31 protein-coding genes and 1 pseudogene are annotated in these 25238 nt (G+C 36.8%); 20 read left to right on the top strand and 12 right to left on the bottom strand.

The window, feature by feature from the left end; genetic code table 11:
* The first annotated feature begins 28 nt into the window (after positions 1–28).
* From G4D63_RS10370 to yunB, 3 genes are all read left to right on the top strand, one after another.
* Positions 29–331, top strand: a complete 303-nt coding sequence (locus tag G4D63_RS10370) for a YunC family protein (protein WP_163179579.1) — start codon at positions 29–31, stop codon at positions 329–331.
* 160 nt (positions 332–491) lie between these two features.
* Positions 492–1607 carry an HD-GYP domain-containing protein gene (locus G4D63_RS10365; RefSeq protein ID WP_163179578.1) on the top strand — a complete coding sequence of 372 codons (1116 nt, stop codon included), beginning with the start codon at positions 492–494 and terminating at the stop codon, positions 1605–1607.
* A gap of 161 nt (positions 1608–1768) precedes the next feature.
* A complete protein-coding gene (yunB, locus tag G4D63_RS10360) occupies positions 1769–2533 on the top strand; it encodes a sporulation protein YunB (RefSeq protein WP_239585939.1) in 765 nt (254 codons plus the stop codon).
* Between the two features lie 64 nt (positions 2534–2597).
* On the opposite strand, the gene G4D63_RS22065 is transcribed toward yunB, so the two are convergent.
* Positions 2598–2732: a hypothetical protein gene (locus G4D63_RS22065; protein WP_275580283.1), complete on the bottom strand. Its 135-nt coding sequence runs from the start codon at positions 2730–2732 to the stop codon at positions 2598–2600.
* 280 nt (positions 2733–3012) lie between these two features.
* On the opposite strand from G4D63_RS22065, the gene G4D63_RS10355 reads away from it, so the two are divergent.
* Both G4D63_RS10355 and G4D63_RS10350 read left to right on the top strand, forming a co-directional pair.
* Entirely contained in the window at positions 3013–4533 is a 1521-nt protein-coding gene (locus G4D63_RS10355) for a sodium-dependent transporter (protein ID WP_163179577.1), read from the top strand.
* Positions 4533–4640, top strand: a complete 108-nt coding sequence (locus G4D63_RS10350; protein ID WP_163179576.1) for a methionine/alanine import family NSS transporter small subunit — start codon at positions 4533–4535, stop codon at positions 4638–4640. Before G4D63_RS10355 ends, G4D63_RS10350 begins: the two co-directional genes overlap by 1 nt.
* 93 nt (positions 4641–4733) lie before the next feature.
* Here G4D63_RS10350 and G4D63_RS10345 read toward each other — a convergent pair whose 3' ends face one another.
* Together G4D63_RS10345 and G4D63_RS10340 are read right to left on the bottom strand one after the other, a co-directional pair.
* Positions 4734–5690: a calcium/sodium antiporter gene (locus tag G4D63_RS10345; protein ID WP_163179575.1), complete on the bottom strand. Its 957-nt coding sequence runs from the start codon at positions 5688–5690 to the stop codon at positions 4734–4736.
* A gap of 458 nt (positions 5691–6148) precedes the next feature.
* Positions 6149–7150 carry a M23 family metallopeptidase gene (locus G4D63_RS10340; RefSeq protein WP_163179898.1) on the bottom strand — a complete coding sequence of 334 codons (1002 nt, stop codon included), beginning with the start codon at positions 7148–7150 and terminating at the stop codon, positions 6149–6151.
* 389 nt (positions 7151–7539) lie between these two features.
* Here G4D63_RS10340 and lipA point away from each other — a divergent pair, with 389 nt between their 5' ends.
* Complete coding sequence (gene lipA, locus G4D63_RS10335; protein WP_163179574.1) at positions 7540–8421, top strand: lipoyl synthase; 882 nt, start codon at positions 7540–7542, stop codon at positions 8419–8421.
* Between the two features lie 270 nt (positions 8422–8691).
* On the opposite strand, the gene G4D63_RS10330 is transcribed toward lipA, so the two are convergent.
* The gene (locus tag G4D63_RS10330; protein ID WP_239585938.1) at positions 8692–9495 is read right to left on the bottom strand and encodes a YhcN/YlaJ family sporulation lipoprotein; all 804 of its coding nucleotides are present in this window, start codon (positions 9493–9495) and stop codon (positions 8692–8694) included.
* A 127-nt stretch (positions 9496–9622) separates the two neighbouring features.
* On the opposite strand from G4D63_RS10330, the gene G4D63_RS10325 reads away from it, so the two are divergent.
* Positions 9623–9898: a YutD family protein gene (locus tag G4D63_RS10325; RefSeq protein ID WP_163179573.1), complete on the top strand. Its 276-nt coding sequence runs from the start codon at positions 9623–9625 to the stop codon at positions 9896–9898.
* A 20-nt stretch (positions 9899–9918) separates the two neighbouring features.
* Here the strand turns inward: G4D63_RS10325 and G4D63_RS10320 are convergent, their stop codons facing one another.
* Positions 9919–10230: a cytosolic protein gene (locus G4D63_RS10320; RefSeq protein WP_163179572.1), complete on the bottom strand. Its 312-nt coding sequence runs from the start codon at positions 10228–10230 to the stop codon at positions 9919–9921.
* 61 nt (positions 10231–10291) lie between these two features.
* A complete protein-coding gene (locus tag G4D63_RS10315) occupies positions 10292–10561 on the bottom strand; it encodes an SAV0927 family protein (RefSeq protein ID WP_163179896.1) in 270 nt (89 codons plus the stop codon).
* A 155-nt stretch (positions 10562–10716) separates the two neighbouring features.
* Between G4D63_RS10315 and G4D63_RS10310 the strand changes: the two genes are divergently transcribed.
* Genes G4D63_RS10310 through G4D63_RS10300 form a run of 3 tightly spaced genes read left to right on the top strand, consistent with a single transcriptional unit; the run spans position 10717 to position 13328 of the window.
* Complete coding sequence (locus tag G4D63_RS10310; RefSeq protein WP_163179571.1) at positions 10717–12024, top strand: EAL domain-containing protein; 1308 nt, start codon at positions 10717–10719, stop codon at positions 12022–12024.
* A 39-nt stretch (positions 12025–12063) separates the two neighbouring features.
* Positions 12064–12501, top strand: coding sequence for a type VII toxin-antitoxin system HepT family RNase toxin (hepT, locus tag G4D63_RS10305; protein ID WP_163179895.1), 438 nt, complete (start codon positions 12064–12066; stop codon positions 12499–12501).
* Positions 12502–12557: 56 nt separating this feature from the next.
* On the top strand, positions 12558–13328 hold the full coding sequence (locus tag G4D63_RS10300; RefSeq protein WP_163179570.1) for a TIGR01457 family HAD-type hydrolase: 771 nt from the start codon (positions 12558–12560) through the stop codon (positions 13326–13328).
* An 80-nt stretch (positions 13329–13408) separates the two neighbouring features.
* On the opposite strand, the gene G4D63_RS10295 is transcribed toward G4D63_RS10300, so the two are convergent.
* Positions 13409–13921: a phosphatidylglycerophosphatase A family protein gene (locus G4D63_RS10295; RefSeq protein WP_163179569.1), complete on the bottom strand. Its 513-nt coding sequence runs from the start codon at positions 13919–13921 to the stop codon at positions 13409–13411.
* A 134-nt stretch (positions 13922–14055) separates the two neighbouring features.
* Between G4D63_RS10295 and yutH the strand changes: the two genes are divergently transcribed.
* Complete coding sequence (yutH, locus tag G4D63_RS10290) at positions 14056–15060, top strand: spore coat putative kinase YutH (RefSeq protein WP_163179568.1); 1005 nt, start codon at positions 14056–14058, stop codon at positions 15058–15060.
* 56 nt (positions 15061–15116) lie between these two features.
* Here the strand turns inward: yutH and G4D63_RS10285 are convergent, their stop codons facing one another.
* The gene (locus G4D63_RS10285) at positions 15117–15347 is read right to left on the bottom strand and encodes a NifU family protein (RefSeq protein ID WP_163179567.1); all 231 of its coding nucleotides are present in this window, start codon (positions 15345–15347) and stop codon (positions 15117–15119) included.
* Between the two features lie 131 nt (positions 15348–15478).
* Here G4D63_RS10285 and G4D63_RS10280 point away from each other — a divergent pair, with 131 nt between their 5' ends.
* Positions 15479–15805, top strand: coding sequence for a YuzD family protein (locus G4D63_RS10280; protein WP_163179566.1), 327 nt, complete (start codon positions 15479–15481; stop codon positions 15803–15805).
* Positions 15806–15839: 34 nt separating this feature from the next.
* Here the strand turns inward: G4D63_RS10280 and G4D63_RS22445 are convergent.
* Both G4D63_RS22445 and G4D63_RS10270 read right to left on the bottom strand, forming a co-directional pair.
* Positions 15840–16160 (bottom strand): annotated as a pseudogene (locus G4D63_RS22445) (methyl-accepting chemotaxis protein); the annotation flags it as partial.
* 653 nt (positions 16161–16813) lie between these two features.
* Positions 16814–17881 (bottom strand): NAD(P)/FAD-dependent oxidoreductase, encoded by a 1068-nt coding sequence (locus G4D63_RS10270; protein ID WP_163179564.1) that lies wholly within the window; start codon positions 17879–17881, stop codon positions 16814–16816.
* A 233-nt stretch (positions 17882–18114) separates the two neighbouring features.
* On the opposite strand from G4D63_RS10270, the gene G4D63_RS10265 reads away from it, so the two are divergent.
* On the top strand, positions 18115–18351 hold the full coding sequence (locus tag G4D63_RS10265; protein WP_163179563.1) for a YuzB family protein: 237 nt from the start codon (positions 18115–18117) through the stop codon (positions 18349–18351).
* Positions 18352–18661: 310 nt separating this feature from the next.
* Here G4D63_RS10265 and G4D63_RS10260 read toward each other — a convergent pair whose 3' ends face one another.
* Positions 18662–19351 carry a DUF2225 domain-containing protein gene (locus tag G4D63_RS10260; protein ID WP_239585937.1) on the bottom strand — a complete coding sequence of 230 codons (690 nt, stop codon included), beginning with the start codon at positions 19349–19351 and terminating at the stop codon, positions 18662–18664.
* Between the two features lie 170 nt (positions 19352–19521).
* On the opposite strand from G4D63_RS10260, the gene dapF reads away from it, so the two are divergent.
* From dapF to G4D63_RS22055, 3 genes are all read left to right on the top strand, one after another.
* A complete protein-coding gene (gene dapF, locus G4D63_RS10255; RefSeq protein WP_163179562.1) occupies positions 19522–20388 on the top strand; it encodes a diaminopimelate epimerase in 867 nt (288 codons plus the stop codon).
* Positions 20389–20502: 114 nt separating this feature from the next.
* The gene (locus tag G4D63_RS10250) at positions 20503–20853 is read left to right on the top strand and encodes a HesB/IscA family protein (RefSeq protein WP_163179561.1); all 351 of its coding nucleotides are present in this window, start codon (positions 20503–20505) and stop codon (positions 20851–20853) included.
* Positions 20854–21143: 290 nt separating this feature from the next.
* Positions 21144–21269, top strand: a complete 126-nt coding sequence (locus G4D63_RS22055) for a hypothetical protein (protein WP_275580282.1) — start codon at positions 21144–21146, stop codon at positions 21267–21269.
* 31 nt (positions 21270–21300) lie between these two features.
* Here G4D63_RS22055 and G4D63_RS10245 read toward each other — a convergent pair whose 3' ends face one another.
* On the bottom strand, positions 21301–22290 hold the full coding sequence (locus G4D63_RS10245; protein ID WP_163179560.1) for an NAD(P)/FAD-dependent oxidoreductase: 990 nt from the start codon (positions 22288–22290) through the stop codon (positions 21301–21303).
* Positions 22291–22570: 280 nt separating this feature from the next.
* Between G4D63_RS10245 and G4D63_RS10240 the strand changes: the two genes are divergently transcribed.
* The 4 genes from G4D63_RS10240 (at position 22571) to G4D63_RS10225 (ending at position 25141) form a co-directional block, all read left to right on the top strand.
* Positions 22571–23800: an NAD(P)/FAD-dependent oxidoreductase gene (locus tag G4D63_RS10240; RefSeq protein ID WP_163179559.1), complete on the top strand. Its 1230-nt coding sequence runs from the start codon at positions 22571–22573 to the stop codon at positions 23798–23800.
* 98 nt (positions 23801–23898) lie between these two features.
* Positions 23899–24393 carry an NUDIX domain-containing protein gene (locus G4D63_RS10235; RefSeq protein ID WP_163179558.1) on the top strand — a complete coding sequence of 165 codons (495 nt, stop codon included), beginning with the start codon at positions 23899–23901 and terminating at the stop codon, positions 24391–24393.
* Between the two features lie 178 nt (positions 24394–24571).
* Entirely contained in the window at positions 24572–24697 is a 126-nt protein-coding gene (locus G4D63_RS10230) for a YuiA family protein (RefSeq protein WP_163179557.1), read from the top strand.
* A gap of 120 nt (positions 24698–24817) precedes the next feature.
* Entirely contained in the window at positions 24818–25141 is a 324-nt protein-coding gene (locus G4D63_RS10225; RefSeq protein WP_163179556.1) for a YuiB family protein, read from the top strand.
* Positions 25142–25238 lie beyond the last annotated feature (97 nt).

Raw genomic sequence — 25238 nt, 5'->3', positions numbered from 1 at the left:
ATTGATATGGAGGAAAGGGGTGTGAATAATGGTAACGATGACACCAATTATAATCGATGGACATCAGTTCACGGCTATTACTGTAAAACTTCCTAAAACTAATTTTATGGCCGTTACAACAGAAAAAGGCTATATTATGTGTGGTGCTTTGGATGTTGGCTTGCTAAATGAGAAGCTAAAGGACCGTGGTATCATTGCAGGAAGAGCAGTTGGGGTTAGAACAATTGAACAACTTCTAGATGCTCCTCTTGAATCGGTAACACATGAAGCGGAGAACCTCGGCATTTCTGTAGGCACCATCGGTAGAGAAGCTTTAATTAAAATGCTTTAAATAATAGAGATTAAAGTAGTTCATATAAAAACCTGCCAATACGATATTGGCAGGTTCTGCTGTGTATATAAAGGATTTTAAGTAAAAATTTCTATTTCCTTGTAAAGTTGGTATATACTATACTAATATTATGGATTTGCGGAGAATAAGGGGTAGGCTAATGCGTTTAGTATCAACGAAATACTTAAAGCCCGGAATGATTTTGGACAAAGCTGTTTTTAACGAAAAAGGGAACATACTGATAAATCAAGGTATACCATTAACTAGTGGAATGATTCGACGCTTACAAGAGCTCGGCATTACTTTTTTGTATATTGCAGATCGACGAACGAAGGATATTAAATCTAAAAATACAGTTTCGGACAAGATACATAACAAGTCCATCAAATCAATTGAGAATACATTCAAACAAATAAAGTCGGGTAAACCAATCGAGCATGCCTATATACTTGAAAAATCAACAAAGGAGTTTAAGGGAGTTATTCACTCGGTACTATCTGAGCTAAAGGGAAGTAAAGAGTTGCTTTCTTTATTATCCGAGGTTATGATTTATGATCATTATATTTTTTCACACTCCTTTAATGTGACCTTATACTCGTTAAAGATTGGGATGGAGTTAAAGCTAAAAGAAAAACAGCTAGAGGCATTAGGACTTGGTGCCCTTCTACATGATGTAGGAAAGATGATGATTCCTGCTGACATCTTATCAAAGCCCGGAAGACTAACGGAAGATGAATTCCAAGAGATGAAAAAACATTCTTTTTACGGCTATGAGCTTATTAAAAACATTCCTACTATATCTTTGACGGCTGCGCATTGTGCTCTATTGCATCATGAGAGGTTAGATGGGTCTGGATATCCAAGAGGAGTTAAGGGTCCTGACATTCATCTGTTTGGGAAGATTCTCGCTGTCGCAGATGTGTTTGATGCGGTAACCTCCAATCGTTCTTACCGTCCTGCCATGCTTCCACATGAGGGACTCGAGATTCTCTATGCTGGTGCAGGAAAACTATTTGACGTAGAGATTATAAATGCATTTCGGAGAGCAATTGTTGTCTATCCAGAAGGGCTAACGGTAACTCTACATGATGGAAGAACAGGTGTAGTAGCAAGACAAAATACTGGATACTGTGACCGTCCAGTTATTCGTATTTTAGAAGAAGAAAACGTGATCGTAGATTCTTATGAAGTTGATCTGACAAAAGAACTGGACTTGATGATTGTTAAATGTAGCTTAGTTTCGGATCAGTTAACTGGGGATGAGGAAAAAATCTAATATATATTTTATAAACAATTTGAGACCAAATGAATTTTGGTCTTTTTTTCTATTTAGATAAAGTATTGATTTTAGAAGGTCTAGCCTCAAAAATTTTATAGGGAAAATATGGCTTATCTTGTACATCTCCTGCATACATTAGCTTGTAAGGGGGGATCAGCTTGGCAAAGTTTCGTGGAATTAACCCACCGCGAAAAGGAAAAGGTCCACTACCTTTTCGTTATGTTTTCTTACTTACATTTGTCATGTTCATGTTTTCAACTGCATTTGGTGTCTTAATCTTAAACAAAGGGATAGAGCCTGCATTAAGAGAATATGCAAGAGTTGAAACGGAAGAAATTGCTACACTTGCTATTAATAAAGCAGTCAATCAAAAAGTAGTCGAAGGAATAGATGTAGAGAAACTTTGGATTACAAAAGAAAATGGAAGTGGAGATATAACTATGGTTAGTGAGAATACCGCCATGGTTAACAGAATTACTTCTGAAACAACTAATCTTGTTCAGCAAAACTTAGAGCTTGCCGAACAGGGGAAGTTAAAGGAACTTGGTATCTTATCAGATATTGAAATTTTAGAAAATGAGGAAGCCCTCGCTAATGGAATAATCCGCGAAATCCCAGTGGGTATTGCAACTGGTGTGGCTATTTTAGGTAACCTAGGGCCCAAGATTCCTGTTAAGTTCGCAACAGTAGGGTCAACTAGTACAAATATTATTCATGAAGAAGAAGAAGTTGGAATTAATAATGTTCTAATAAAGGTATCTCTAGAGATTATCGTAAATGTTCAAGTCATTGTTCCATTCGCTACGGATGTACATCAATTAAAAAATGTTATTCCGATTGGCAGAGTCATGCTCCCTGGAGATGTACCAGACTTTTGGAATGGCGGTGATGGAGTTGATCCATCGATTGATATCTCAAATTAACATTTATAAAAAATTCTTAAAATCACATAGAAAAAGGCAGACAATTTTGTCTGCCTTTTTCTGTTTACTCATCTTTACTTGCATTCACTCCATCTTCAACGATAATATGGAGCTCGTTCCAAAAATAACGATCTTCAGTGATGGACTCACAAATTTCAGAAGACTCTTTAGTGTCGTTGGTCAAATTTTTTTCTTTCATATCTAAAACCTCCTCATTGTTAACAGACTAAACCATCGATGACCAGAAAAAACAGAATTATTGCTATATATTAAGACAGTAAACGGTTATAACTTTTAGCAAATCACACTTAACTAGTTTTAGTTTTTCAAGATAGTGATGAAAATATTTATTAGGCACAATAAAAAAAAGTCTAGCATATTGTCCAATTTTTATGATATAAATTAATAATCAGAAAATTTAAATTACCTTTTTCCGGAATATAAGCGGGATATAGGTAAAAAAACAGGAGGTTTTGTAGATGGATAATCGCCCTCAATGGGGAACGAGAGCAGGTTTTATTTTGGCAGCTGTCGGTTCTGCAGTAGGTTTGGGAAACATTTGGAGATTCCCGTATGTCGCTTATGATAATGGTGGAGGAGCATTCTTTCTTCCATACTTGTTTGCACTTTTAACAGCGGGTATTCCACTATTAATTCTAGAATTTACACTAGGTCATAAGTATCGTGGGTCCGCGCCACTTTCACTTGCAAGATTAAACAAAAAAGCAGAATGGATTGGCTGGTGGCAAGTTGCAATCTCATTCGTCATCGCTTGTTATTACCCAGTTATAATTGCATGGGCTATGTCTTACTCTGTATTTTCATTTAATCAAAATTGGGGAACAGATACAGCTGGTTTCTTAATTGGTGAGTATCTTCAAGTAGCAGCTCCTGGTGAATTAGGAGGATTAGTACCTGGAGTATTCATACCATTACTTATTGTTTGGGCTATTACGTTAGGGGTATTATTCAAAGGTGTTAAAAAAGGAATTGAAATGATTAACCGAGTATGTATTCCTTTGTTAATTGTTCTATTCTTAATCGTGGTGCTTCGTGCCGTTACTTTAGATGGTGCAGCTGAAGGTTTAAATGCATTCTTTACTCCAGACTGGAGTAAAATTATGGATGGTAAAGTATGGGTAGCTGCATATGGACAAATTTTCTTTAGTTTATCAATTGCTTTCGCTATCATGATTACTTATTCTAGTTATTTACCAAAGAAATCGGATATTACAAATAATGCATTTATTACTGGTTTTGGGAATTCATCCTTTGAACTTCTTGCTGGTATTGGGGTATTCAGTGCATTAGGATTCATGGCAGTGCAACTTAATCAGCCGGTATCAGAAGTTGCATCTTCAGGTGTAGGATTAGCGTTTATTGTATTCCCACAAATAATCAATGAAATGCCAGCGTTTAGTGGACTTTTCGGCTTCTTATTCTTTGCTTCACTAGTACTTGCCGGATTGACCTCATTAATTTCCATTGTAGAAACGTTCATTGCTGGTATCCAAGATAAATTTAATGTATCGCGTGCAAAATCAGTCATGATTGGTGGAGGTCTAGCGGCATTGGTTTCCGTTCTTTTTGCAACAAGAGGCGGACTAAACTTCCTAGATGTTGCGGACTATTTCATCAATAACTTCGGTATTACGTTAGCAGGTTTAGTTGAAGTAGTAGCAATCGCATGGATCTTCAGAGAGCTTAAAAATCTTCAATCACATGCAAATGGAATTTCTGACATGATGCTTGGTACTTGGTGGAGAATTTGCTTAGGTGTCATTACTCCAGTTGTATTAGGCTATATGATGTTTGATAATATCAGAACGAACTTAAATCCAGAAACATACTACGGTGATGGTAGTTATCCATTATCATTCCTAGTGACCTCTGGTTGGGTAGTAGCGGGTCTTGCGATTGTCGTAGGAATTTTGTTCTCTCTATTTAAATGGGAAAAGCAAAAGTTAGCTGTACCAGATCAAAAGGAGGTATCTAAATAATGGGAGCAAGTGCTGTATTTATGATGGTCTTAGGAATCGTAATTATCTGGGGTGGCTTGGCAGCGAGCATTACTCATGCGGTTAAGAAAGCGAAACAGAATGGATAAATAAAAAAGTAAACGACAGGTGATGGCACCTGTCGTTTTTTTTTTCTGCTTTGTTCGTACAAAAATTTGTTAGGTGAAGGTACTTTACGTTGCTTAATTTCGGATAATAATATAGGTAACGTAAATGATGTAGATAATGGCTAAAATAGCACCTTCTAGCTTTGAGATTTTATGATTTGTTCTTGAAAGTATGAGTAATAAAAATGTAACAAAGATCATAAGCCACATATCTAGAAATATCTTTGGATCAACAGCTAATGGATGAATCGTTGCTGAGGCTCCTAGTATGAAAAAGATATTGAAGATGTTACTACCAATAATGTTACCCAATGCAATCTCAGTCTGTTTTTTTATAGCAGCGGTTATAGATGTGACCAACTCAGGAAGCGAAGTTCCTACAGCAACGATCGTTAAGCCAACTAGAGTTTCACTCATCCCGAGTGAAAGAGCGATTTCAATACTATTTTCGACTACAAGGCTACCACCTACCACAATTCCAACAAGTCCACCAATAGTAAATATAAGGTTTTTCACCCATGATGTATTGACGGTATCAGAAGTAATCGTTTCAGTTTGGTCCCGATTGTTTCTTGCCATCTCAAATACATAGTAAAGAAAAACAGCAAAGAATAATAGTAAAAGGATTCCTTCAGTTCTCGTTATTATATTAACGTCTGAATATTGAAGTTGAATATCACTAATTAAAACGATCAACGAAACGGCTGCCAGCAGAGCAAATGGTATTTCTTTTCTAATTGTCTCGCTCTGAACTGCCAAAGGAAAGACAACTGCTGTTACTCCTAAAATGAAAGTTGCATTAAAGATGTTGCTTCCAACCACATTTCCAATTGCTACGTCACTGTTTCCGTCAAAAGCAGCAATAAAACTGACTGATGCTTCCGGAGCGCTTGTTCCAAAGGCTACGATCGTTAAGCCGATTAACATTGGTGAAACTCTCAAAGTTTGAGCGATCTTTGAAGCACCTTCTACAAAATAATCAGCGCCTTTAATTAAGAGAGCAAATCCTATTAATAATATGAGATACGTCATGTAATCATCTCCTTCCAATGTCTTTTTAATTGTTTGTTTATAACAATAACAGTATACAAAAGGATTATTTTACATTGGAATAATTATAACAATATGGTAATTCTATTGGAAACCATATGCTAGATATGATGAACAGTATGTAAGGATTTCTACAACAAGAGAAGAAAACTTAACCTCCTTCTCTTGTGGTGAATTGTCCTGTCTAGGATGTTCAGAAGTATTAATGAGAGCAGTTAAGAAAGGGAGGGACATTTTTACAATAACAGCCTGTAAAGGTGAAATCAGGAATATTAATTGCTTCCTCAGTAATATCGCCTGTATTTGCACTTGTTGCAGGAAACGAAGCATCCCCAAAAATGTAGAAGAGCTCATACAATCTAAAAGCATAAATGTCTTAGTCGTTTTCAAAAAAATAGCAGTCCAATTAGTACAATTGGACTGCTAAAGGTTGCTATTTATTACCTTCTTGCACGCTCTTGTCTCTCCCATGATCGTAAATGTGGGTATGGATCGAATGACCATTCTGTATATCCATTATCTTTGTACATTCCGTAATGAAGATGTGGTGGGAATTTTCCAGCAGTTCCTGGTGGTCCATAACCAGAGCTTCCCACCGATCCAATTATCATACCCGGCTCTACAATTTGCCCAACCTGCAGATCCTTTGCAAATCCATTTAAGTGAGCATAGTAGTGATACGTATTATTTAAATCTCTTATCCCGACACGCCATCCGCCGAACTTGTTCCATCCTTTTATTTCAACAATACCGTAAGAAGTAGAGCGAACGGGTACACCGTAGCTTGCGAAAATATCGGTACCTTCATGAGTTCTTCGTCCACCCCAACCTCTTCGGTCACCCCAGGTATTTTTATAACTGTGGTTGCTTCTCAGAGGTACAGGAAAGGCATGTTTATCCAAGGCTACTGTTCCAAACTTTTTAAAAACTTGCATATGACCTAGAATAATCCCTACAGTTTTATCACGTTGATAGTAATCCCATAAGGCTATCTTTATGTCATCGTGACTCGTTCCATATGTCTCGATGAAATGTGCCATCGTGTATAAGACATCTTCATCGTCTAGACGTTTGGCTTTACCGTCTCCATTTCCATCTAGGCCAAAGCCTGCAAATGAATGAATCGTAAAGGGATCTGTATCCTCTTTATTAGGATTAACAGCACCACTCCATATTTCTGGAGAAAAATAAATGCCAATGGCGCCATCTGGCTTTGGTAAATCTTTTCTTGAGTAGCGGAGGTTACGTTCATATTGATCAATGGCAGCAAGATAATACCAAGGAATATGTGTAATGGCTTCTGTTTTTTGATATAAGTCCATTCTTGTTTCATATAGCTTTTCCTGATCCGTTTTCTCTGCTGCAGTTGCTAATGATGGGGTAATGATAGAAAAGATAAGTAGCATCACTAAAAACCTTTTCACTATTTCTACTCCTTTCATTCGTGCTCTAAAAAAGACAAGTAGTCCTTTTGAACATACGCTTTTTTGAATAGTGAGATGTAACGTTTTACGCTCTGATTTTTTCCTCATAGGTATGTTTCATGAGTACCGGTTTTGGTATTACTCTGTTAAGCCATATGGACCTAAGATACATTTGCTCCGCAGAAAAGTAGAATCTAATTTCTAGGTTTAGAACTAAAAGCAAGTAAAGTTTTCTTACATTAGTTTGCAGAAGAAAGGGTGAAAACATAAATGCGAATTAATGGTAAAAGTAGTAATTCCTTGATACAGTAGTAAAAGAACTCATTGGATAAATTGTGGTCTATATGGTAAAGTGGGTTAAGGTATAAAAGGAACAGAAATTAGATTTACATACAGGAGTGATTAATGTGGCCCAGAATGAGGAATACGTTCGAAAGCCTGACTGGTTAAAGATCAAATTAAATACAAATGAAAATTATACGGGTCTCAAAAAGATGATGAGGGAAAAAAATCTCCATACAGTGTGTGAAGAAGCAAGATGTCCCAATATTCATGAGTGTTGGGCAGTTCGAAAGACTGCAACCTTTATGATTTTAGGAGATGTTTGTACAAGAGCATGTCGCTTTTGTGCAGTTAAGACAGGCCTTCCTAATGAGTTAGATTGGAAAGAGCCAGAACGTGTTGCCGATAGTGTTCAGTTAATGGGCTTAAAGCATGCTGTAATAACAGCAGTAGCACGTGATGATCTTAAGGACGGCGGAGCTGGAGTTTTTGCTGAAACAGTAAGAGCAGTTAGAAGGAAGAATCCTTTTACAAGTATAGAGGTTTTACCTTCAGACATGAATGGTGTTTATGAGAACTTGAAGACACTCATGGATGCAAAGCCTGATATTTTGAATCATAATATAGAAACGGTTCGACGATTATCAGACCGTGTTAGAGCTAGAGCTAAATATGATAGATCTTTAGAATTTTTAAGTAGAGCTAAAGAGATGCAACCAGAAATACCAACTAAATCAAGCATCATGGTAGGACTTGGTGAGACAAAAGAAGATATTATTGCAACTATGGATGATCTTCGTGAACACAATGTTAATATTATGACAATTGGTCAATACCTACAGCCTTCTAAGAAGCATTTAAAAGTTGAAAAATACTATCACCCGGACGAGTTCCTTGAACTAAAAGAAATAGCATTAAGCAAAGGATTTAGTCATTGTGAGTCAGGTCCAATGGTTCGTTCTTCCTATCATGCTGATGAACAAGTAAATGCAGCAAAGCAAGCATAAAAGTGGTCCAACTCCAAGGAGTTGGACCTTTTTTTTGTTTTTATTATGAGAATGGTAAAACTTTTGGTGTGAATCCATCTCCAGCACCCAGCCCCTCGAAAGAAAAAGGAAAATCACTTTTTCCTCGGTCAAATAACCCTTCGAGAATAAAACTTTCTCTAAGGAACATTTGCTATGCCTGCGGCCTGCAGGATGCAGGTCAGGCAGGCGTTGCAACAGGACGTTGCGCACCTAGCCTGTCATCATTTGCCGGGGCGCTTCCGTTTCTTGTTATAGTTGATTGTTGCGATAATTTGCTTCGTCATCCTCAGTCATGCCTTCATTATTGAAGTTTCTTACTCTGTTCGTATCGTTACCATTAGTATTGGTGTTGTTATTATTGTTGTTTTTGTTGTTGTTCATGTTGGTTCCGTTGTTATAATCTTCATCCCCAACACCATCGTTCATCTCATTAATCATTTCACCGTTCGCATTCTCACCATCACTTAATTTTCTACCTTGTGGAGCATTAAGCATCTCCTTGATGGTGACATCCATAATACGATCAATATCACGGCTATTTGAATCAAGATTGCCGTATCTTTGTATTTCGTCAATCATGTTAGGTTGATCGGACACATACACGTGATAAAAACGTGGAACAACTGACATAGCTGTTTTCTTTACCTGGTCAGCTGTTTCAAAGCGATTTTCTGTATCCGTTTTATACGCAATTAAAACTTCTTCGTCAGTTACCAAGGTTGCTACATCGTTTACATTTGGTAACATCACAGCCATCTTACTAATTGTGTCCGCAATCTGTTCACGGTCAATGGCAGCTATTTCATTTAATTCACCATTGTCTCCTGGGATTGGACTTTTTTGATGACGAACATATCCATAGTTTGTTCCTACATCATCTTTGTCCATACCAGTAAGGTTATTGGTGTTGTAAGTTTCATTTCTGTCTGTCATGTGAACCGCGTTTCCGGATTCTTTATAAAACTCTTGATCATCAGAGAAAGCCTCGTATTGGCATGCAGTCAAAAGTGATAACGAAACAAATCCAGTTGCTAATAAAAGTCTTTTGTTCAATTTAGACACCCCCTTATTACGTAGGGTGACCTAAAAGTGCAATTTTCATCTTAGAAATTGTTGGTGAAGGGTTGTAGCGAATTATCTACAAGTTATGGTAATATTAAGGCAATAAGAGGTGAATACAGTGATTGAGATAAATAATGTTAGCTTTGAAATCATTGAGGACTATCGTGAAGGCTTTAATGAGGAAGCATTTCGTAATAGATATAGTGAAATTTTAAATAGGTACGATTTTATTGTAGGGGACTGGGGATATAATCAATTAAGACTTAGAGGCTTTTTTGATGATCAAAACCAAAAAGCAACCTATGATACCAAAATTAGTACATTGAGAGAGTATCTGTATGAGTACTGTAATTTTGGTTGTGCTTATTTTGTACTTAGAAAAGTAAAAAAATAGAAATCGGCAAATGCCGATTTCTATTTTTTATGACTTACTTCATGTGTTGTATAAGGCATTTCTTCATTAACATCTGAATCAGCATGAACTGGGTGTGAACCAGGGTCTTGTCTTGGAATATCCTGATGAAGGTTTTTAAACTCATAATTAAAGGCACTGTATGGTCTTTGTCTGTCTGACCAAGGAGTCTGCTGTTTATTCCCAACTGGTTCATCAGCACCAATGGGACAGCCATAAGGTCCTTCTGGCATATGATTTGGGACAGTGTACATCCGCATGGTTTCAACATTGGAAAAATCTCTATACATGTCTCTGTCTTTATTGTTTTCCATTGATATCACCTCTTTTAGGGATTATCAATTATAGGTTTCCCTAAAAGAACATTATCATGAATTAAGAAACGATTTCATATAAAAATGAACGTAACTCCTCAGCATCTTCTTCATTTAGGTTATAGGCATGCTCTATATAACCAGGCTCGTCTAAATCATCGGCCCCAATAATAGCAAAACGAGAGCTTTGAATATCAAGTACTAGGTGCTTCCCATAGTAACGATCTGACATAATAACTGCTAAATCAAATCGATGATTTTCCCCCATAAAGCTAACAAATCTTGTTCTAGTTTGTACGGTATCATCATATAAAAACATCCGTTCCATAATAGTCCTCCTAACACAGTTGTGTACCTACTATATTACCACTACTTTTATTATTTTTGTAAGCGATGTGTAGTTTTTTGAAGATGTTCGTACGAAATTTGTCAAAATATGATAAAATAATGGAAAAGTGGTTTTGTTCTTCTAGGAGGAGAAGCGGTATGCATTTAAGACCTTGGGATTCATACAAGAAGGTTATACAAAAATGGGGTAAAATAGTCCTGCCACAAAAGCTTCTTCGTTTTTATCCACCTTCCTTTATCATTCGAGATACGATTGTAGAGGGTGTGGATAAGTGTTTTCAACAGGGGCACCAAGCGGCTGTCATTGTTTTTAATCACGCTAATTTAGATGAGTTAATTCAAACATCTGATATTTATGATGTGAAAATGTATAAATCGATTTTAAAAGAAGAATTTCTGCAAGCAGCAAGAAACGTATTTCCGGATCACAGTATTGTAAGCTTACATAAACATCTAAATAATGGCCATGCCTTAATCATTAAGGTTGAGCATGACAAGGATCGGTTTTTTGAGATTGAAACGCTTATGAATGAAATATTAAGTAAGGTATTGGTAAAACTATCGAATGAGTATAAAGAAGTTGTCTTCATGTTTGAAACAGGCTATATGTTTATTGAACAGAAGGAATCTTCCACAAGAGAAGCAATATTGAAGGCCTATCAGCAAGCTAATTCGATGGCAGAGAAGAAGACCTTCTCCCAATATAATGAGCTGAGATTTGAAATGAATCGAATTATTCATCAAAAGGATCTTAGGTTGATGGCACAGCCGATCTTTGACGTTGCGACTAATAAGACGACTGCTTCCGAAATCCTAACACGAGGACCGGTAGGAACAGACCTAGAAAATCCTCTGCAATTGTTTGCGGTAGCAAGACAGTTAAATCTTCTTTTTGACCTTGAAATCATCGTGCTTGAAAAAGCCTTTGAACAAATTATAAAGTTTGAACGCGAGCATCAAATTTTTATTAACTTTACACCTATAACTTTAAGTAATCCTGGGTTTATAAAGGTAGTAAATAGAATGCTTTTGAAGTATAGAAATGTGAATCCTTATCAAGTAATATTTGAGATTACAGAGCGAGATTCGATAGAAGGCTTTAAGCACTTTAGTGAAAATATCAAATCATTAAGAAAAATGGGTTTTCGAATCGCAATAGACGATACTGGTGCTGGTTATTCTAGCCTGCATACTATTAGTGAAGTATTACCAGATATTATCAAGATTGATCGTTCAGTCATTCAGGACATTGACACCAATACGGTTAAGGAATCTATGTTACGAGGTCTTTTGTTAATAGCTAAAGAAACGGGATCTATTGTGGTTGCTGAAGGTATAGAAAAAGAGGGGGAAGCTTCTGTTCTCTCTCGGAATAATGTGGACTTGGCACAAGGATATTTCTATGCTAGACCGGCAATGATGCCAAGTTTAGTGTCTACTTTATAGAATTGGTAATTAAAGAGTTAAGGAAAGCGAGGTATGAATATGTATTTTATTGATCGTGATAAAATGGAATTAACACTTAGCTACTTAGAAAAGTTAACAATCACCTACGAAAACCACTCTGAGTGGCAGGATGAATTATATAAGCTTTCCTTAGAGAGAATTCTACATTTAATGATAGAGTCAGTTCTGGATGTGGGTAATGCCATGATAGATGGCTTTATTATGAGAGACCCGGGAAGCTACGAGGACATTATTGATATCCTAGAGGACGAGTCTGTCGTTACTAAGGAAGAGGCAATTTCTCTAAAAGAAATTATTGCTTTCCGTAAGGTACTTGTTCAGGAATATATTGCCGTTGATCATTCAAAATTAGTCCAGATCATGAATGAGGAGCTTCATACAATCAAAAAATTCCCTTCCTCAATAAGAACTTACTTAGAAAATGAGTTAGGGCCAGTAAGTGCGTTTAAAAGCTAATCGCTTCTTTTATAGAGGCGATTTTTATATGAGACTATATATGAGGAGGATCATACATGAAGAAGTATGAAGGATACTTAATTGATTTAGATGGAACGATGTATCGAGGGAAAGAACGAATTCTTGAGGCATGTCATTTTGTACAAGCTTTACATAAAAAAGGAATTCCTTACTTATTTGTTACAAATAATTCATCTGCTGCCCCAAGTCAGGTGGCTGAGAAGCTTAGAAAGTTTGAAATACCAGCCGAGGATCATCAGGTGTTTACAACGAGCCAAGCAACAGCAAATTATATTTATGATCAAAAATCAGATGCATCTGTTTACATTGTGGGAGAAGAAGGAATTCGTCAAGCCATTTTAGAAAGGGGTTTAACTCTTCAAGAGCAAAATCCTGACTATGTAGTGATGGGAATTGACCGGGGTATCAATTATGAAAAATTAGCCCTTGCTTGCTTAGCAGTTCGAAATGGAGCAACCTTTATTTCTACAAACGGAGATATTGCGATTCCAACAGAGCGGGGTCTTTTACCAGGAAATGGATCTCTCACTTCAGTAGTAGCGGTTTCAACTGAAGTCCAACCAATTTTTATTGGAAAACCTGAAAGAATAATTATGGAACAAGCATTAAAGGCAATTGGAACAGATCCTAATCATACCTTAATGATTGGTGATAACTATCGTACAGATATTTTAGCCGGGATAAATGCAGGTCTTGATACTTTATTAGTTCATACAGGAGTTACTACAAAGGAGCATTTAGAAAGCATTGAGAAGCAGCCTACCTATGTGATAAACTCTTTGGAAGAATGGATTGAAAAAATATAGGGGTAAAGGAAAAGCTTGAGGTTAAAATCCTCAAGCTTTTCCTAATTGGTTCATATACTGTGTAATTCAATACTAAATGATCACTGGTTTCCTTCTTCAGCCTTAGCGGCAGCACTATGGGCAAGTCTACTTGAAGCTGCAGCGGCAATAGCTCCGACAATATCATCTAAGAAGGTATGACACTCTCCAGACGATTTATCATTTAGACGTTGAAGGATACCTGGTTTTTGCTTGTCAATATAACCAAAGTTTGTAAACCCAATAGATCCATATATGTTCACAATTGATAATGCAATGATTTCATCAATTCCGTACAGACCTTCGTCAATTTCAATGGCTTGCTGTAACGGAGCCTCAAGCTGCTTCTTCTCAGCGAGGCGATCAAGCTGGATGCCTGTTAAAATGGCATTTTGAACTTCGCGCTTCGATAGGACCTTTTCTACATTATGGATACATCTCTCTTTTGTCAGATCTGGATGATACTTAACTTGTAAGAAATATACAAGATCACCAATATCCTCTACAGTTACACCGCGGTCCTTTAACCATTGTCTTGCTGTTTCTTCCAGTTTTGATCTCTTGGAATTTTCCATATACTCACCTTTCCGAATAAGTTTTATACCTCTTCATAATTTCCGTTGATTATTAATTTATTCTTAAAAACCATACTTTTATTACAAGTTTTATCAATTTAGGTCATATAAATGAAAATAAGGGGGGGCATCTGATGAATCAACACTTGCAAAGTCTATATAACCTCAATTGTAATAAGTCCGGGATATTTCGATCCTATGATACGTTTAAAAGTCGAGATTCAAGCTATTTACTTGTTCCAGTTTCCCATTTAGAAGGAAATGAAATTGAAGAAATGGCCCAGTTAGGCGATTATTTTCTTCACAAGGGAGACCAACAAATAGCTGGAATTGTTAAAAATAAACGTGGTGAAGTTGTTAGTAAGGCAGAAGATTCATTATTTGTGTTATTAAAATGTCCGTATGAAATAGACACTAGACAACGACAGCATACCGTTGGATTGGAGTTAGCGAAATTTCATAGGAGAGGTAAAAGAATTCCCTTTCCTGTACAAAGTCTTGTTAGAATTGGACAATGGAAAACACTTTGGGAAAAAAGACTTGATCAGCTGGAACAGTTTTGGGCGATGAAGGTAAAAAGTCAGCCGAATGGCCAATTTGAAAAGTTGTTTGCAGAGTCTTTTCCTTACTATGTAGGAGTAACGGAAAATGCTATTCAATACTTAGTTGACACTGAGTTAGATGAACAACCTACAGAAGTCGATGGTGGAACAGTATGTCATCACAGATTTTTTTCAAGTTGTTGGGATTTTTCTCAGTACATGAGATTACCTACCGATTGGGTATACGATCATCCAAGTCGTGATCTAGTAGAATGGGTCAGGTCATCTTATTGGAATAACCATCGAACAATGGAATCTTTGCATGCGTTCGTAAATGACTATGAATCGATTAATCCGCTTTCTCCTTTTTCTTGGCGCTTATTTTATTCGCGGTTACTTTTCCCTGTTCATTACTTTGAATGCATTGAGGGCTATTATAAGTCTGATAACGAGGAAGAACAAGCCAATCGTCTTCATGAGCTACAGGATATGTTAAACAAAACTGATGACTATGAGAACTATCTTAAGGATGTCCATTTTTATATAAGCTATCGTACCAGAAAACGTGATCTGCCTAAGCTACATTGGATTGGATAATAAAAATAATAAAAAGCGCTCTCCTCATAGAGAGCGCTATAATTATTATTTAATTATTAGAATACCTGCTCTACTTCTATAACTCCAGGTACTTCTTCTAATAGTGCACGCTCGATACCAGCTTTAAGAGTGATAGTTGAGCTTGGGCAGCTTCCACATGCGCCTAAAAGTCGTAATTTTACAATACCTTCTTCAACATCTACTAACTCAACATCCCCACCATCGCGAAGTAGGAATGGACGTAGTTTATCTAGTACTTCCATTACTTGATCTTTAATTTCCATCATGATCGACTCCTTTCCTTACTTCTATTATAATGACTTTGATATAAAAAATCTATTCTGTAGTATTGAAAACTGTAATGTAGGTATTTTCCATGTAATCGTTTAAAATATATAGTAGGAAGGGAGTGGGAGTCATGTCATTTGAATCTATTGAAGTATGTGTGTATGGTGCTGAAGTATTATGTCCAAGCTGTGTGAATTTACCATCCTCAAGAGAGACGTATGATTGGTTACAGGCAGCAATTAGTCGGAAGTATCCAGAGCAGCCGTTTACGATTACTTATGTAGATATCCATAGTCCTGAAGGGGACCAAGAAAAACTACAGTTTGCGGAAAGAGTCATTGAAGAGGATATGTTTTATCCGGTTGTCGTGATCAAGGGTGAAGTGGTAGGAGAGGGGAATCCCAGGTTAAAAACAATTTATGCTGAGCTTGAGAAATATGGGTATCAGCCAAAATAAAAGCCTTTAAAAAAATTAAAGGCTTTTTCTATCTTTATAGCTCAGAAGCGTACTTATTTAATTCTTTGCTCATTTTTTCAATCTCACCTATGAAAGAGGAGATATCCTGTGTCGAGATTGCTTGCTGCTTTCCTACTGTAACTACCTTTTCTACGGATTCAGCCATTTCATGCATTGATGTTTGTAGATCGGTGATAATTCTACGAATTTTCTCTGTGGATATAACTGTTTCTTGAGAAAGCTTACGTATTTCCTTAGCTACCACATCAAAGCCTCGTCCCATTTCTCCCGCACGTGCTGCCTCAATAGAAGCATTTAGTCCTAATAGGTTTGTTTGGTCAGCAATTTTCTTAATAAATTTGATTACTTCATCTGTCTTATTCATTTCTTCGGCTGCATGATTAGATTGTTGAAGTAGTGTTAAACTTATACCAGCAAGTCCTTCTGCGCCATTTCCAACCTTTGTTACTCCCTCATTTGCTTGCATTAAAGAATGAACGATTTGGTCTGAAATTCTTCGTAACTCACGTTCGTTTTGTTCCTGGATCTGAATTGCAATCGATCCGATTACTTTGCCTTGATGAATAATTGGATTAGCGAGACCGGTAAAGGGAAAGCCGAAAAATTCGGGAGAAATTTCATCTTTAATGACCTTCTTGTTTCTTATACAATCGGCTAAGGGTTCCTGTGGATTAATTTTTGTACCTGCTTTAACTCCAAGGTCTATTTTTCTACTCGGGAAATAGGCAAGCCATTCTTCTTTGTTGGTTACTCCAAACGCGATATCAGGTAGCATAGAAGATACCACTTTAAGAACATTAATATATGATTGCAAAATATCTTCGTTCGTTTTTGATTCCACTTCGGTTGACATCTAATAATTCCTCTTTTCTTATGGTAATACTAGTAGTATACCACTTGGATTCAACCCGATATTAAAAGATATGATATAATCTCCTTTTTCACAGCATAAAAAAAGAAAGCTGCATGGTAGACAGCTTTCGTGGTTTATCCTTTATGATAACGATACATCCATAAAATACCGGATTTTAATAGTCTAGGAACTCTTCCCATTAGCGGGCGATCTGCTAATAGTCCAAAACCTTGTTTCTTTCCTAATGACCCAAGTACTCCTTTAAGCTTAATCGGTGGAAATTCGGCTGGAGGTTCTTCGCCATTCCAACGGTTAAGTAGGACTTGGACAATTTGCTCTGCTTGCCCTTCAGCTAGTTGGGCACTTGGAGCGTGAGGGAGGCTTGCGCAATCTCCAACTACATACACATGTTCATTATTTGGTAGATTATGTTGTTTCGTTAGAACGACACGGCCTTGAGCATCCTTTTCAACCTCTAAGTCACGAACAATTTTACTTGGCTGGATACCAGCAGTCCAAACAATAACATCACATGCAACAGGCTCATCATGATTATAGACTGTTTTATCTTCCACTCTTGTAATATTTGCTGAACTAATTACTTCCACACCATGAGAATGGAACCAATTTTCAACATAATTACTTAAACGTTCAGGAAACATAGATAATATATGTTTTCCGCGATCAAAGAGCTTAACTCTTAGATCAGGTCTACTTTCACTAAGTTCACTAGCTAATTCTACACCACTAAGTCCTCCACCAATAATACCGACTACACTATTAGCACCAAGATTATTAAGTGCCTGATACGCACTTCTTGAACGATCAATGGTTTGAATACTATACGTGAACTCATCTGCACCAGGAACGTTGTGGTATTTATCTTCACAACCAAGACCTATTATTAAATCATCAAAGGAAACAGCTTCCTGATCATTAAGATACACTCGTTTATTCTCTATATCAATATTTGTTACTTCGCCATATTTAATAGATAATCTAGGGTGTTCAGGGAATGTAACGCGGATATGCTGATCTGAAATTGTCCCTGCAGCAAGAGCATAATATTCTGTTTTGAGACAGTGGTAGGGGTTACGGTCAATTAAAGTGATTTGTATATCCTCTGGCAGCTGGTTTGGCAATAAACGGAGTAGGACCCGCATATTTCCATAACCGCCTCCAAGTAAGACTAGTTGTTTCATATTTATTCTCCTTTTATGGAAGTCTTTCGTGTCTAAAAAAAATTATTTCTAAAAAATATATACGTTTAAATACCATAGAAAAGTATAACGAAAATAACCATTAATCACAATATGTTTATTATAAATTGATGGGTTAATACTAATAAGTATTTAGTGTAACACTGTTTCTTAGTTTTAAAAAATTGACGAATAGAGGAAAAAAAGGTAGCCTTTAAATCGTAGAGGTGAGAAGCTTGAACCCAATTATAGAATTTTGTATTAGTAATTTAGCAAGTGGGGCCCAGAAAGCTAGGGAAATACTAGAAAAGGACCCAAATTTTGATATTGTTGAATACGGCTGTTTATCATACTGTGGAAAATGTTATAGCTCCCTATATGCATTAGTAAATGGGGATGTAGTAACAGGAGAAACTCCTGAAGAATTAGTCGAAAACATTTATCAACACATAGAGGAAAATCCAATGTTTTAACCTTACAAAAGGAGGATAGCTTTTAGCTACCCTCTTTTATTTTATAGGCTATGCTTTGCTTTTAATGGTATGGAGTGAAATCCAGCTCCAGCGCCCAGATGAAATTGCGATGATCTTTGCAATTTCATCCTACCTCGATGGAAAAAGAAACTTCACTTTTTCCTAGGTCAAATAACCCTTGAAGAATAAAAGGTAAAATCGCCCTTTTTTCTTCGAGGAATATTTGCTGGTCGGAGGCATGCAGGATGCAGGTCAGGCAGGCGTTGCAACAGGCCGTTGCGCACTTAGCCTGTCTTCATTTGTTGGGCGCTTACGCTTTTTGTTTTTCACGTATTTCCTGCCAGGCATCTTTTGCTAAAGCAACAATCCTTTTTTCAATGGTCTCATTCTGCTGCTGAATAACTTTTGATAGATAAACACCTGCTTGCTTATCGTCGCCAATTCTACGGTAAAGGTCACCGATTAAATATAAGAGTTTAATTTCAGTCATATCAGTTGATCGGAAATCTTCATTTATATAAGATTGAACATACGCTTTAACTGCCATATTAGTAAAGCGGAGCTCTTGTTCTTGATCACGTTCTTTTCTCAAGATCCAAACTAATCTCATATATAAGCCTGCCAGAACGATGCTCTTTTCATTTTTTAAAGTAGCACTATATATGCCAAGCTTGTACGTATCAATTGCCTCTTTAACCGTCCGTTTTGTACCATAATCCCGATGTCCCCAATTTGAACTAATTGACGTCTTAATGGACTGTAGCGTTTGTGGAGGGAAATGTGCCGAGAATTCTTCAGAAACAGAGTAACCGCAGTTCGGACAAACACTTACATAATACAACAAGGGGCTGTTTTCTTCATCCTCATAATAGGAACAAAAGTCGGAGTCAGATTGTAAAGCACGTACAAAGCGGGAGCGAACTTTTTTGGTTGTATAGCTGTGTGAACACGCAGAACATGTAACATTTTTATCAAACAAGATTTCCATGTTTCTTTCCAAAGGGGCTCCTCCTTAATGATACAAAATACCTACATCAAATGTACTAAACATTAGGTGTGTTCACAATCCTTTTTACTAGAAATGCATAATGTTATAACATAAAATTATACTAGAGTTTTTAAAACAGTCTTAGCGACTATATAATCCAGAATTGGGGTAGATGATAAACAATGGAACGAATTCCTTTTACGAAAATGCACGGATTAGGGAATAATTATATATATATTGATGCTTTTAAGAAGGAGCTAAAGGAAGAAATCTTATCTGATTTAGCTATAAAGGTTTCCTCTGTGTATACCGGAATTGGCTCTGATGGATTAATATTGATTTGTCCTTCAGATCAGGCGCCAGTTAAAATGCGCATCTTTAATAACGATGGATCTGAGGGGAAAAACTGTGGAAATGGCTTGCGTTGTGTGGCTAAGTACGCCTATGAAAATAAACTTGTTGAAGATACACGCTTCCTAATCGAGACTTTATCTGGACTTGTAGAAGCTACGGTAGAGGTAGATGGTGGCGAGGTAAATATGGTTACTGTGAATATGGGAAATCCTCGCTTATCTCGTGAAGAAATTCCCATGCTTGGAGAGCCAGCTAATCAAATCGTTGCTGAACCTTTTCAAGTTAGTGGGGAGGCTTTCCTCCTAACTGCTGTTTCAATGGGAAACCCGCATGGAATTATGTATGTAGAGAATATCGATTTGGCCCCAGTCACAACACTTGGTCCGGTCATTGAAAAAGATGAGCGCTTTCCTGAAAGCGTGAATGTCGAGTTCGTGGAGGTAGTAAATGAAAAAGAGATCCACTTTAGAGTATGGGAGAGAGGATCTGGTGTAACTCAGGCCTGTGGTACAGGCGCTTGTGCTGCTGTTGTGGCCTCGGTTCTTAATGGAAAAACAAAAAGAGGTGTTGAAACAACTGTTCATTTAGCTGGTGGAGACTTACTAATCACATGGGCAGAAAGCGGAGAAGTGTATATGAAAGGCCCAGCCGAGGTCATTTGCAAAGGTGAGTTTTTATATAAAGTACTTGGTTAATATTTAACTTAAATCAGTAGTAGGAAGCATATAAATATAAGCTACTTATTTGAGACATTCCCTGATTGTTTGTATACTATATAATAAGAAGCTACAAAAAGGAGGTTTCTCTTTATGATTAATATGACAGAAGCAGCTGGATATCAGATTAAAGATATGATGAAAGAAGAAGGTAAAGAGTTGTTTTTGCGAGTTGGTGTCAAAGGAGGAGGCTGTAGTGGGCTCTCTTATGGGATTGGATTCGAGGAAGAAAAGCAGGAAGATGATACGTTAATAGAACAACATGGTATCCAAATTTTGATCGACAAAGAAAGTGCTCCGATTATAAATGGTGTAAAGATTGACTTTAAACAATCGATGATGGGTGGCGGCTTCACCATTGACAATCCAAATGCAATTGCTGGATGTGGGTGTGGCTCTTCATTTAGAACAGCAGCCAATGCTGGGACACCTGAGGATTGCTAAAAGTTGAACATGCGACACGACGATCTCTATTTTAGAGGTCGTTTTTTTATAGGATGAAAATAGCCTAAGATTACTCCTTCTGCACGGGATTTTCTATTTATGTATCAAAATTAAGGATTTCTGCACACACGCACAACTATTATGCACCAGTTTTCCCACTTACTGCACCAACATTTAGAATTTGTGCACGCTTGGGCCAAATCAAAAATAAGTGGAGCTAATTCCCAAGCTAACTGATCGTCAAATTGGTGCACACTAACCTTGAAACATTCTTTGAGGAGGGATACACTATGGACGAAAAGCAAAATCTTCAGCAACCACCGGACACAGGCAAATTAACCAATTATCATTATGCTTCCGAGCAGGATAAGCGAACAGATAAAATTGAACAAGAAGCTCAGAAGCGTCAAAAATAAAAGAAAAAAAGCTATAGCGTAGGCTATAGCTTTAAAACATACTCGAACTATGAAGAGGTTGTAGTTTTGCATTAGGATCGTAGTAAGCTTTTGCGTTGTTTACAGCAGTAGGAGCTTCCCCAAAGCCGCAAGCAATTAATTTTACTTTTCCATCATATGTACAAATATCACCCGCAGCATAAATGCCCTTTATATTTGTTTCCATTTTTGAATTAACAACAATAGAATTTTTCTCAATTTCTAAGCCCCAGTCCTTAATTGGACCAAGTGAAGAAACAAAACCGAAGTTAACAATGACTGCATCGACATCAATCGTTTCTTCTTTGTCTCCTTTAACCTCTTGTAAAACAACTTGCTTGATCTCGTCATCCCCAATAAGCTGTGTAGGTTGATAAGGAGTTTTGATTTCGACCTTTGAATTAAATAAGTTTTCAACACTGTGCTCATGAGCACGGAATTTATCTCTTCTATGAGTAAGGATTACTTTTTCAGCAATTGGCTCAAGCATAAGTGCCCAGTCAACAGCAGAATCTCCACCACCACAAACAAGAACGCGTTTTCCAGCAAACTTGTTTAAATCATCAATAAAATAGTGTAGGTTCTTTCCTTCATATTGAGCAGCCGTTTCAAGCTCTAAGCGTCTTGGTTGGAATGCACCATTTCCGGCGGTTATAATAATAGTCTTTGAAATATGTTCTTGTTTATTTGTCGTTAATTTAAAAGTGCCGTCTTCTTGTCTTTCTACAGTATCAACTGATTCCTCTAAACAAACAGTTGGTTCAAATTTTGCCATTTGTTCTTTTAAGTTATCAATTAATTCTTGAGCGCGCACTTTGGGAAATCCTGCGACATCATATATGTATTTTTCTGGATATAAAGCAGATAATTGACCACCTAATTGAGGTAAGCTTTCAATTATTTTTACTTTTGCCTGACGCATTCCGCCATAAAATGCGGTGAATAAGCCTGACGGGCCTCCACCGATGATGGTGATATCATATACATTTTGATCTTCTGTCAAAACTCATTACCTCCCCAAAACTTTTATAATTAATGATAGCATAAATGATAATGAAATTCCTACATATAATACTAAGGGGAATGGACTCTATTCCTATTCGCATCTTATTTATCCCTTGTCAACATCTACTTATACATTAATGGTTGAAAATTAGCTCTAAAAAGCATAATATGATGGTAGACATTATATTAAAATTTTATGACATTTTTCGCACAATATTCTTATTTTTTGCACTACTTCGTGAAAAGTATCACAAAGAAAACCAAAACTAAACTTTTAAATGGATGTGATTAGTTTGAGAAAGCCAAAGGTAGTAATATTAGGGGCAGGCTATGGGGGAATTATGACAGCTGTTAACCTGCAAAAGAAACTTGGGGTTAATGAAGCTGAAGTAACATTAGTCAATAACAATGACTATCATTACCAAACTACTTGGTTACATGAAAATGCAGCGGGGACACTTCACCATGACCGCTCACGTATCCAAATTACTGATATCATTGATCGTAACAAAATTAATTTTGTTCAAGATACAGTTGTTAAGATTGTACCCGAAGAGCAAAAGGTTACTCTTCAAAATGGAGAAGTTACATATGACTATCTTGTATTTGGTTTAGGATATGAGTCAGAAACATTTGGAATCAAAGGATTAAAAGAGCATGCTTTCTCAATTGCGAATATCAATGCTGCTCGTCAAATTAAAGAGCATATCGAATATCAATTCGCTAAATACTCAAACATGAAGGAAAAGAAGGACGAACTACTAACGATTATCGTCGGTGGTGCTGGATTTACAGGGATCGAGCTTGTTGGTGAGTTAGCTAACCGTGTTCCTGAGCTATGTCAAGAGTTTGATGTAGATCGTGAAAAGGTTAGAGTTGTATGTGTCGAAGCGGCACCTATGATTTTACCTGGATTCGATGAAGAGCTTGTAGAATACGCAAGAAATTATCTTGAGAGAAAAGGTATTGAATTCCGTATCGGTACTGCCATTAAGGAATGTACTGAAGAAGGAATCATTGTTGCTAAAGATGATCAAGTTGAGGAAATCAAAGCTGCAACTGTTATTTGGGCAGCTGGTGTCCGCGGGAATGCAATTGTTGAGGAGTCTGGTTTTGAAGCAATGCGCGGTCGTGTGAAGGTTGATCCTTATTTACGTGCTCCTGGGCATGACAATGTATTCATTGTTGGAGATTCTTCTTTAATGATTAATGAAGAAATCAACAGACCTTATCCTCCAACTGCACAGATTGCTATGCAACAAGGTGTAACATGTGCCAACAATCTTGCTGTGTTAATTCGTGATCAAGGCAATTTAGAAGAATTTAAACCTGACCTAAAAGGTACAGTATGTTCACTTGGCCATGACGATGCAATTGGAACAGTATACGGTAAAAAGATCGTTGGCTGGAAGGCAGCTGTTATGAAGAAGGTTATTGATAACCGTGCGTTATTCTTAATTGGTGGACCTTCATTAGTTCTTAAAAAAGGTAAATGGAATTTCATTTAATAGGTAAATGAGACAAGGATGAAAATCCTTGTCTTTTTCTTTTACTACCGAGTATATACTACAATTGAGAGATTCTTATAGGTTGAGGTGATATAGCTGTGGGAGAGCATAAACGAGGAAACGTATGGCTAGCGGTGGCTGGATTAGTCGTGAATTCAGCAGGAGAATGGCTTGTCGTTAAAAAGAAATATGGCGGATTAAAAGGAAAATGGTCCATACCAGCCGGATTTGTTGAAGAAAATGAGACAGTTGATCAAGCGGTCATTAGAGAAGTGTTAGAGGAAACGGGTATTTCTTGTCAGGTTCAAGGTATATTAGGTATAAGGTCCGGTGTCATTAAAGATAAAATTAGTGATAATATGATCATCTTTTCTCTTAAGATGAATGATGATGGAGTTCAAACCATAATCACACAGGAAGACGAGTTGTATGAGGCAACTTTTAAAAGTCCTGAAGAATTAAAGAATGACGAAAAAACCTCTGTATTATTGCGTTATTACATGGAAATGCAAGAGAATCAATTAACTTCTATGAATGAGGATATTAACCCAGGTGATCAGTTTGGATATACTTCTTACAAGCTTTTCTACTAAGAAAACTAGAAAATAATTATGTAGCTATGATAATGAAAGAAAACTCATAAAAACATTAGATATTATTAGATGTATTCGCTTTCATCGTTAAATTTTCAGAAAAATGGAACTTTTATTCTAAGTGATTAAATGTTATATTATCAGAAAATTTAAATTATTATTTGGAGGCGAAACAGGAATGGAAAAGACGTATGAAATCAAACAAGATTGTCCTTATTGTTCTGGAAACGGTTATTTTCAGTTAATTCTTGGCGGTTCTGAAACTTGTTCCTGCTGTTCAGGTACAGGAAAGAAAGACGTTTAATTCCGACAATACAGTGAACGTTGCGTCATAATGTTGACCTGTTATAGACAATTCAGTACACTTATCAATAGATTAGAGCTAGTATAACTAACTGTTGAAGTGTGCTGGAGGTGAAGAACAATGAACATGAGTGTGCCGATTTTAATGATTTCTGTCTTGTTATTTTTCATTTTATTTTTTGGTATAGGATTCTTATTAAACATGCTATTACGTGCAACATGGATAATGGCGATTATTTACCCAATCATCTTTATATTCATTGTGGATAATGTTCGATTTTTTGAGTACTTTACAGATCCGCAATCTTCATTTTCATTACTAGGTAAAAAGCTGGCTTCACTTGCTGTTGCTGATATTACTATATTACTTTTTGGCTTACTTGGTGCTATATGTTCGGGATTTGTCATTAAAACCTTACGATCTAAGGGTTACCAAATGTTTTAATAAAAGAGCTACACGTTGAATTATAACGTGGGGCTTTTTTTGTTTTGGCTCTTTCGAAATCCTCCGCTTTCCCCTAGAAAGTTAGTCAATTTCACTC

Origin of the sequence: Bacillus mesophilus (assembly GCF_011008845.1) — a bacterium.
In the GTDB taxonomy this organism is placed as follows: domain Bacteria; phylum Bacillota; class Bacilli; order Bacillales; family SA4; genus Bacillus_BS; species Bacillus_BS mesophilus.
The sequence above is the reverse complement of the archived record's forward strand: the minus strand, read 5'-3'. Positions and strand labels throughout refer to the sequence as shown.

Bases quoted from the DNA above. Each gene is read 5' to 3' on its own strand.
- G4D63_RS10370 (WP_163179579.1), top strand. From the start codon at position 29: ATGGTAACGATGACACCAATTATAATCGATGGACATCAGTTCACGGCT.
- G4D63_RS10240 (WP_163179559.1), top strand. From the start codon at position 22,571: ATGGATGTGATTAGTTTGAGAAAGCCAAAGGTAGTAATATTAGGGGCA.
- G4D63_RS10340 (WP_163179898.1), bottom strand. From the start codon at position 7,150: ATGAAAGGAGTAGAAATAGTGAAAAGGTTTTTAGTGATGCTACTTATC.
- G4D63_RS22065 (WP_275580283.1), bottom strand. From the start codon at position 2,732: ATGAAAGAAAAAAATTTGACCAACGACACTAAAGAGTCTTCTGAAATT.
- G4D63_RS10355 (WP_163179577.1), top strand. From the start codon at position 3,013: ATGGATAATCGCCCTCAATGGGGAACGAGAGCAGGTTTTATTTTGGCA.
- G4D63_RS10295 (WP_163179569.1), bottom strand. From the start codon at position 13,921: ATGGAAAATTCCAAGAGATCAAAACTGGAAGAAACAGCAAGACAATGG.
- G4D63_RS10285 (WP_163179567.1), bottom strand. From the start codon at position 15,347: ATGATGGAAATTAAAGATCAAGTAATGGAAGTACTAGATAAACTACGT.
- G4D63_RS10280 (WP_163179566.1), top strand. From the start codon at position 15,479: ATGTCATTTGAATCTATTGAAGTATGTGTGTATGGTGCTGAAGTATTA.
- G4D63_RS10310 (WP_163179571.1), top strand. From the start codon at position 10,717: ATGCATTTAAGACCTTGGGATTCATACAAGAAGGTTATACAAAAATGG.
- G4D63_RS10225 (WP_163179556.1), top strand. From the start codon at position 24,818: ATGAACATGAGTGTGCCGATTTTAATGATTTCTGTCTTGTTATTTTTC.
- G4D63_RS10300 (WP_163179570.1), top strand. From the start codon at position 12,558: ATGAAGAAGTATGAAGGATACTTAATTGATTTAGATGGAACGATGTAT.
- G4D63_RS10270 (WP_163179564.1), bottom strand. From the start codon at position 17,881: ATGAAACAACTAGTCTTACTTGGAGGCGGTTATGGAAATATGCGGGTC.
- G4D63_RS10250 (WP_163179561.1), top strand. From the start codon at position 20,503: ATGATTAATATGACAGAAGCAGCTGGATATCAGATTAAAGATATGATG.
- yutH (WP_163179568.1), top strand. From the start codon at position 14,056: ATGAATCAACACTTGCAAAGTCTATATAACCTCAATTGTAATAAGTCC.
- dapF (WP_163179562.1), top strand. From the start codon at position 19,522: ATGGAACGAATTCCTTTTACGAAAATGCACGGATTAGGGAATAATTAT.
- G4D63_RS10230 (WP_163179557.1), top strand. From the start codon at position 24,572: ATGGAAAAGACGTATGAAATCAAACAAGATTGTCCTTATTGTTCTGGA.
- G4D63_RS22055 (WP_275580282.1), top strand. From the start codon at position 21,144: ATGGACGAAAAGCAAAATCTTCAGCAACCACCGGACACAGGCAAATTA.
- G4D63_RS10345 (WP_163179575.1), bottom strand. From the start codon at position 5,690: ATGACGTATCTCATATTATTAATAGGATTTGCTCTCTTAATTAAAGGC.
- G4D63_RS10350 (WP_163179576.1), top strand. From the start codon at position 4,533: ATGGGAGCAAGTGCTGTATTTATGATGGTCTTAGGAATCGTAATTATC.
- hepT (WP_163179895.1), top strand. From the start codon at position 12,064: ATGTATTTTATTGATCGTGATAAAATGGAATTAACACTTAGCTACTTA.
- G4D63_RS10320 (WP_163179572.1), bottom strand. From the start codon at position 10,230: ATGGAAAACAATAAAGACAGAGACATGTATAGAGATTTTTCCAATGTT.
- G4D63_RS10365 (WP_163179578.1), top strand. From the start codon at position 492: ATGCGTTTAGTATCAACGAAATACTTAAAGCCCGGAATGATTTTGGAC.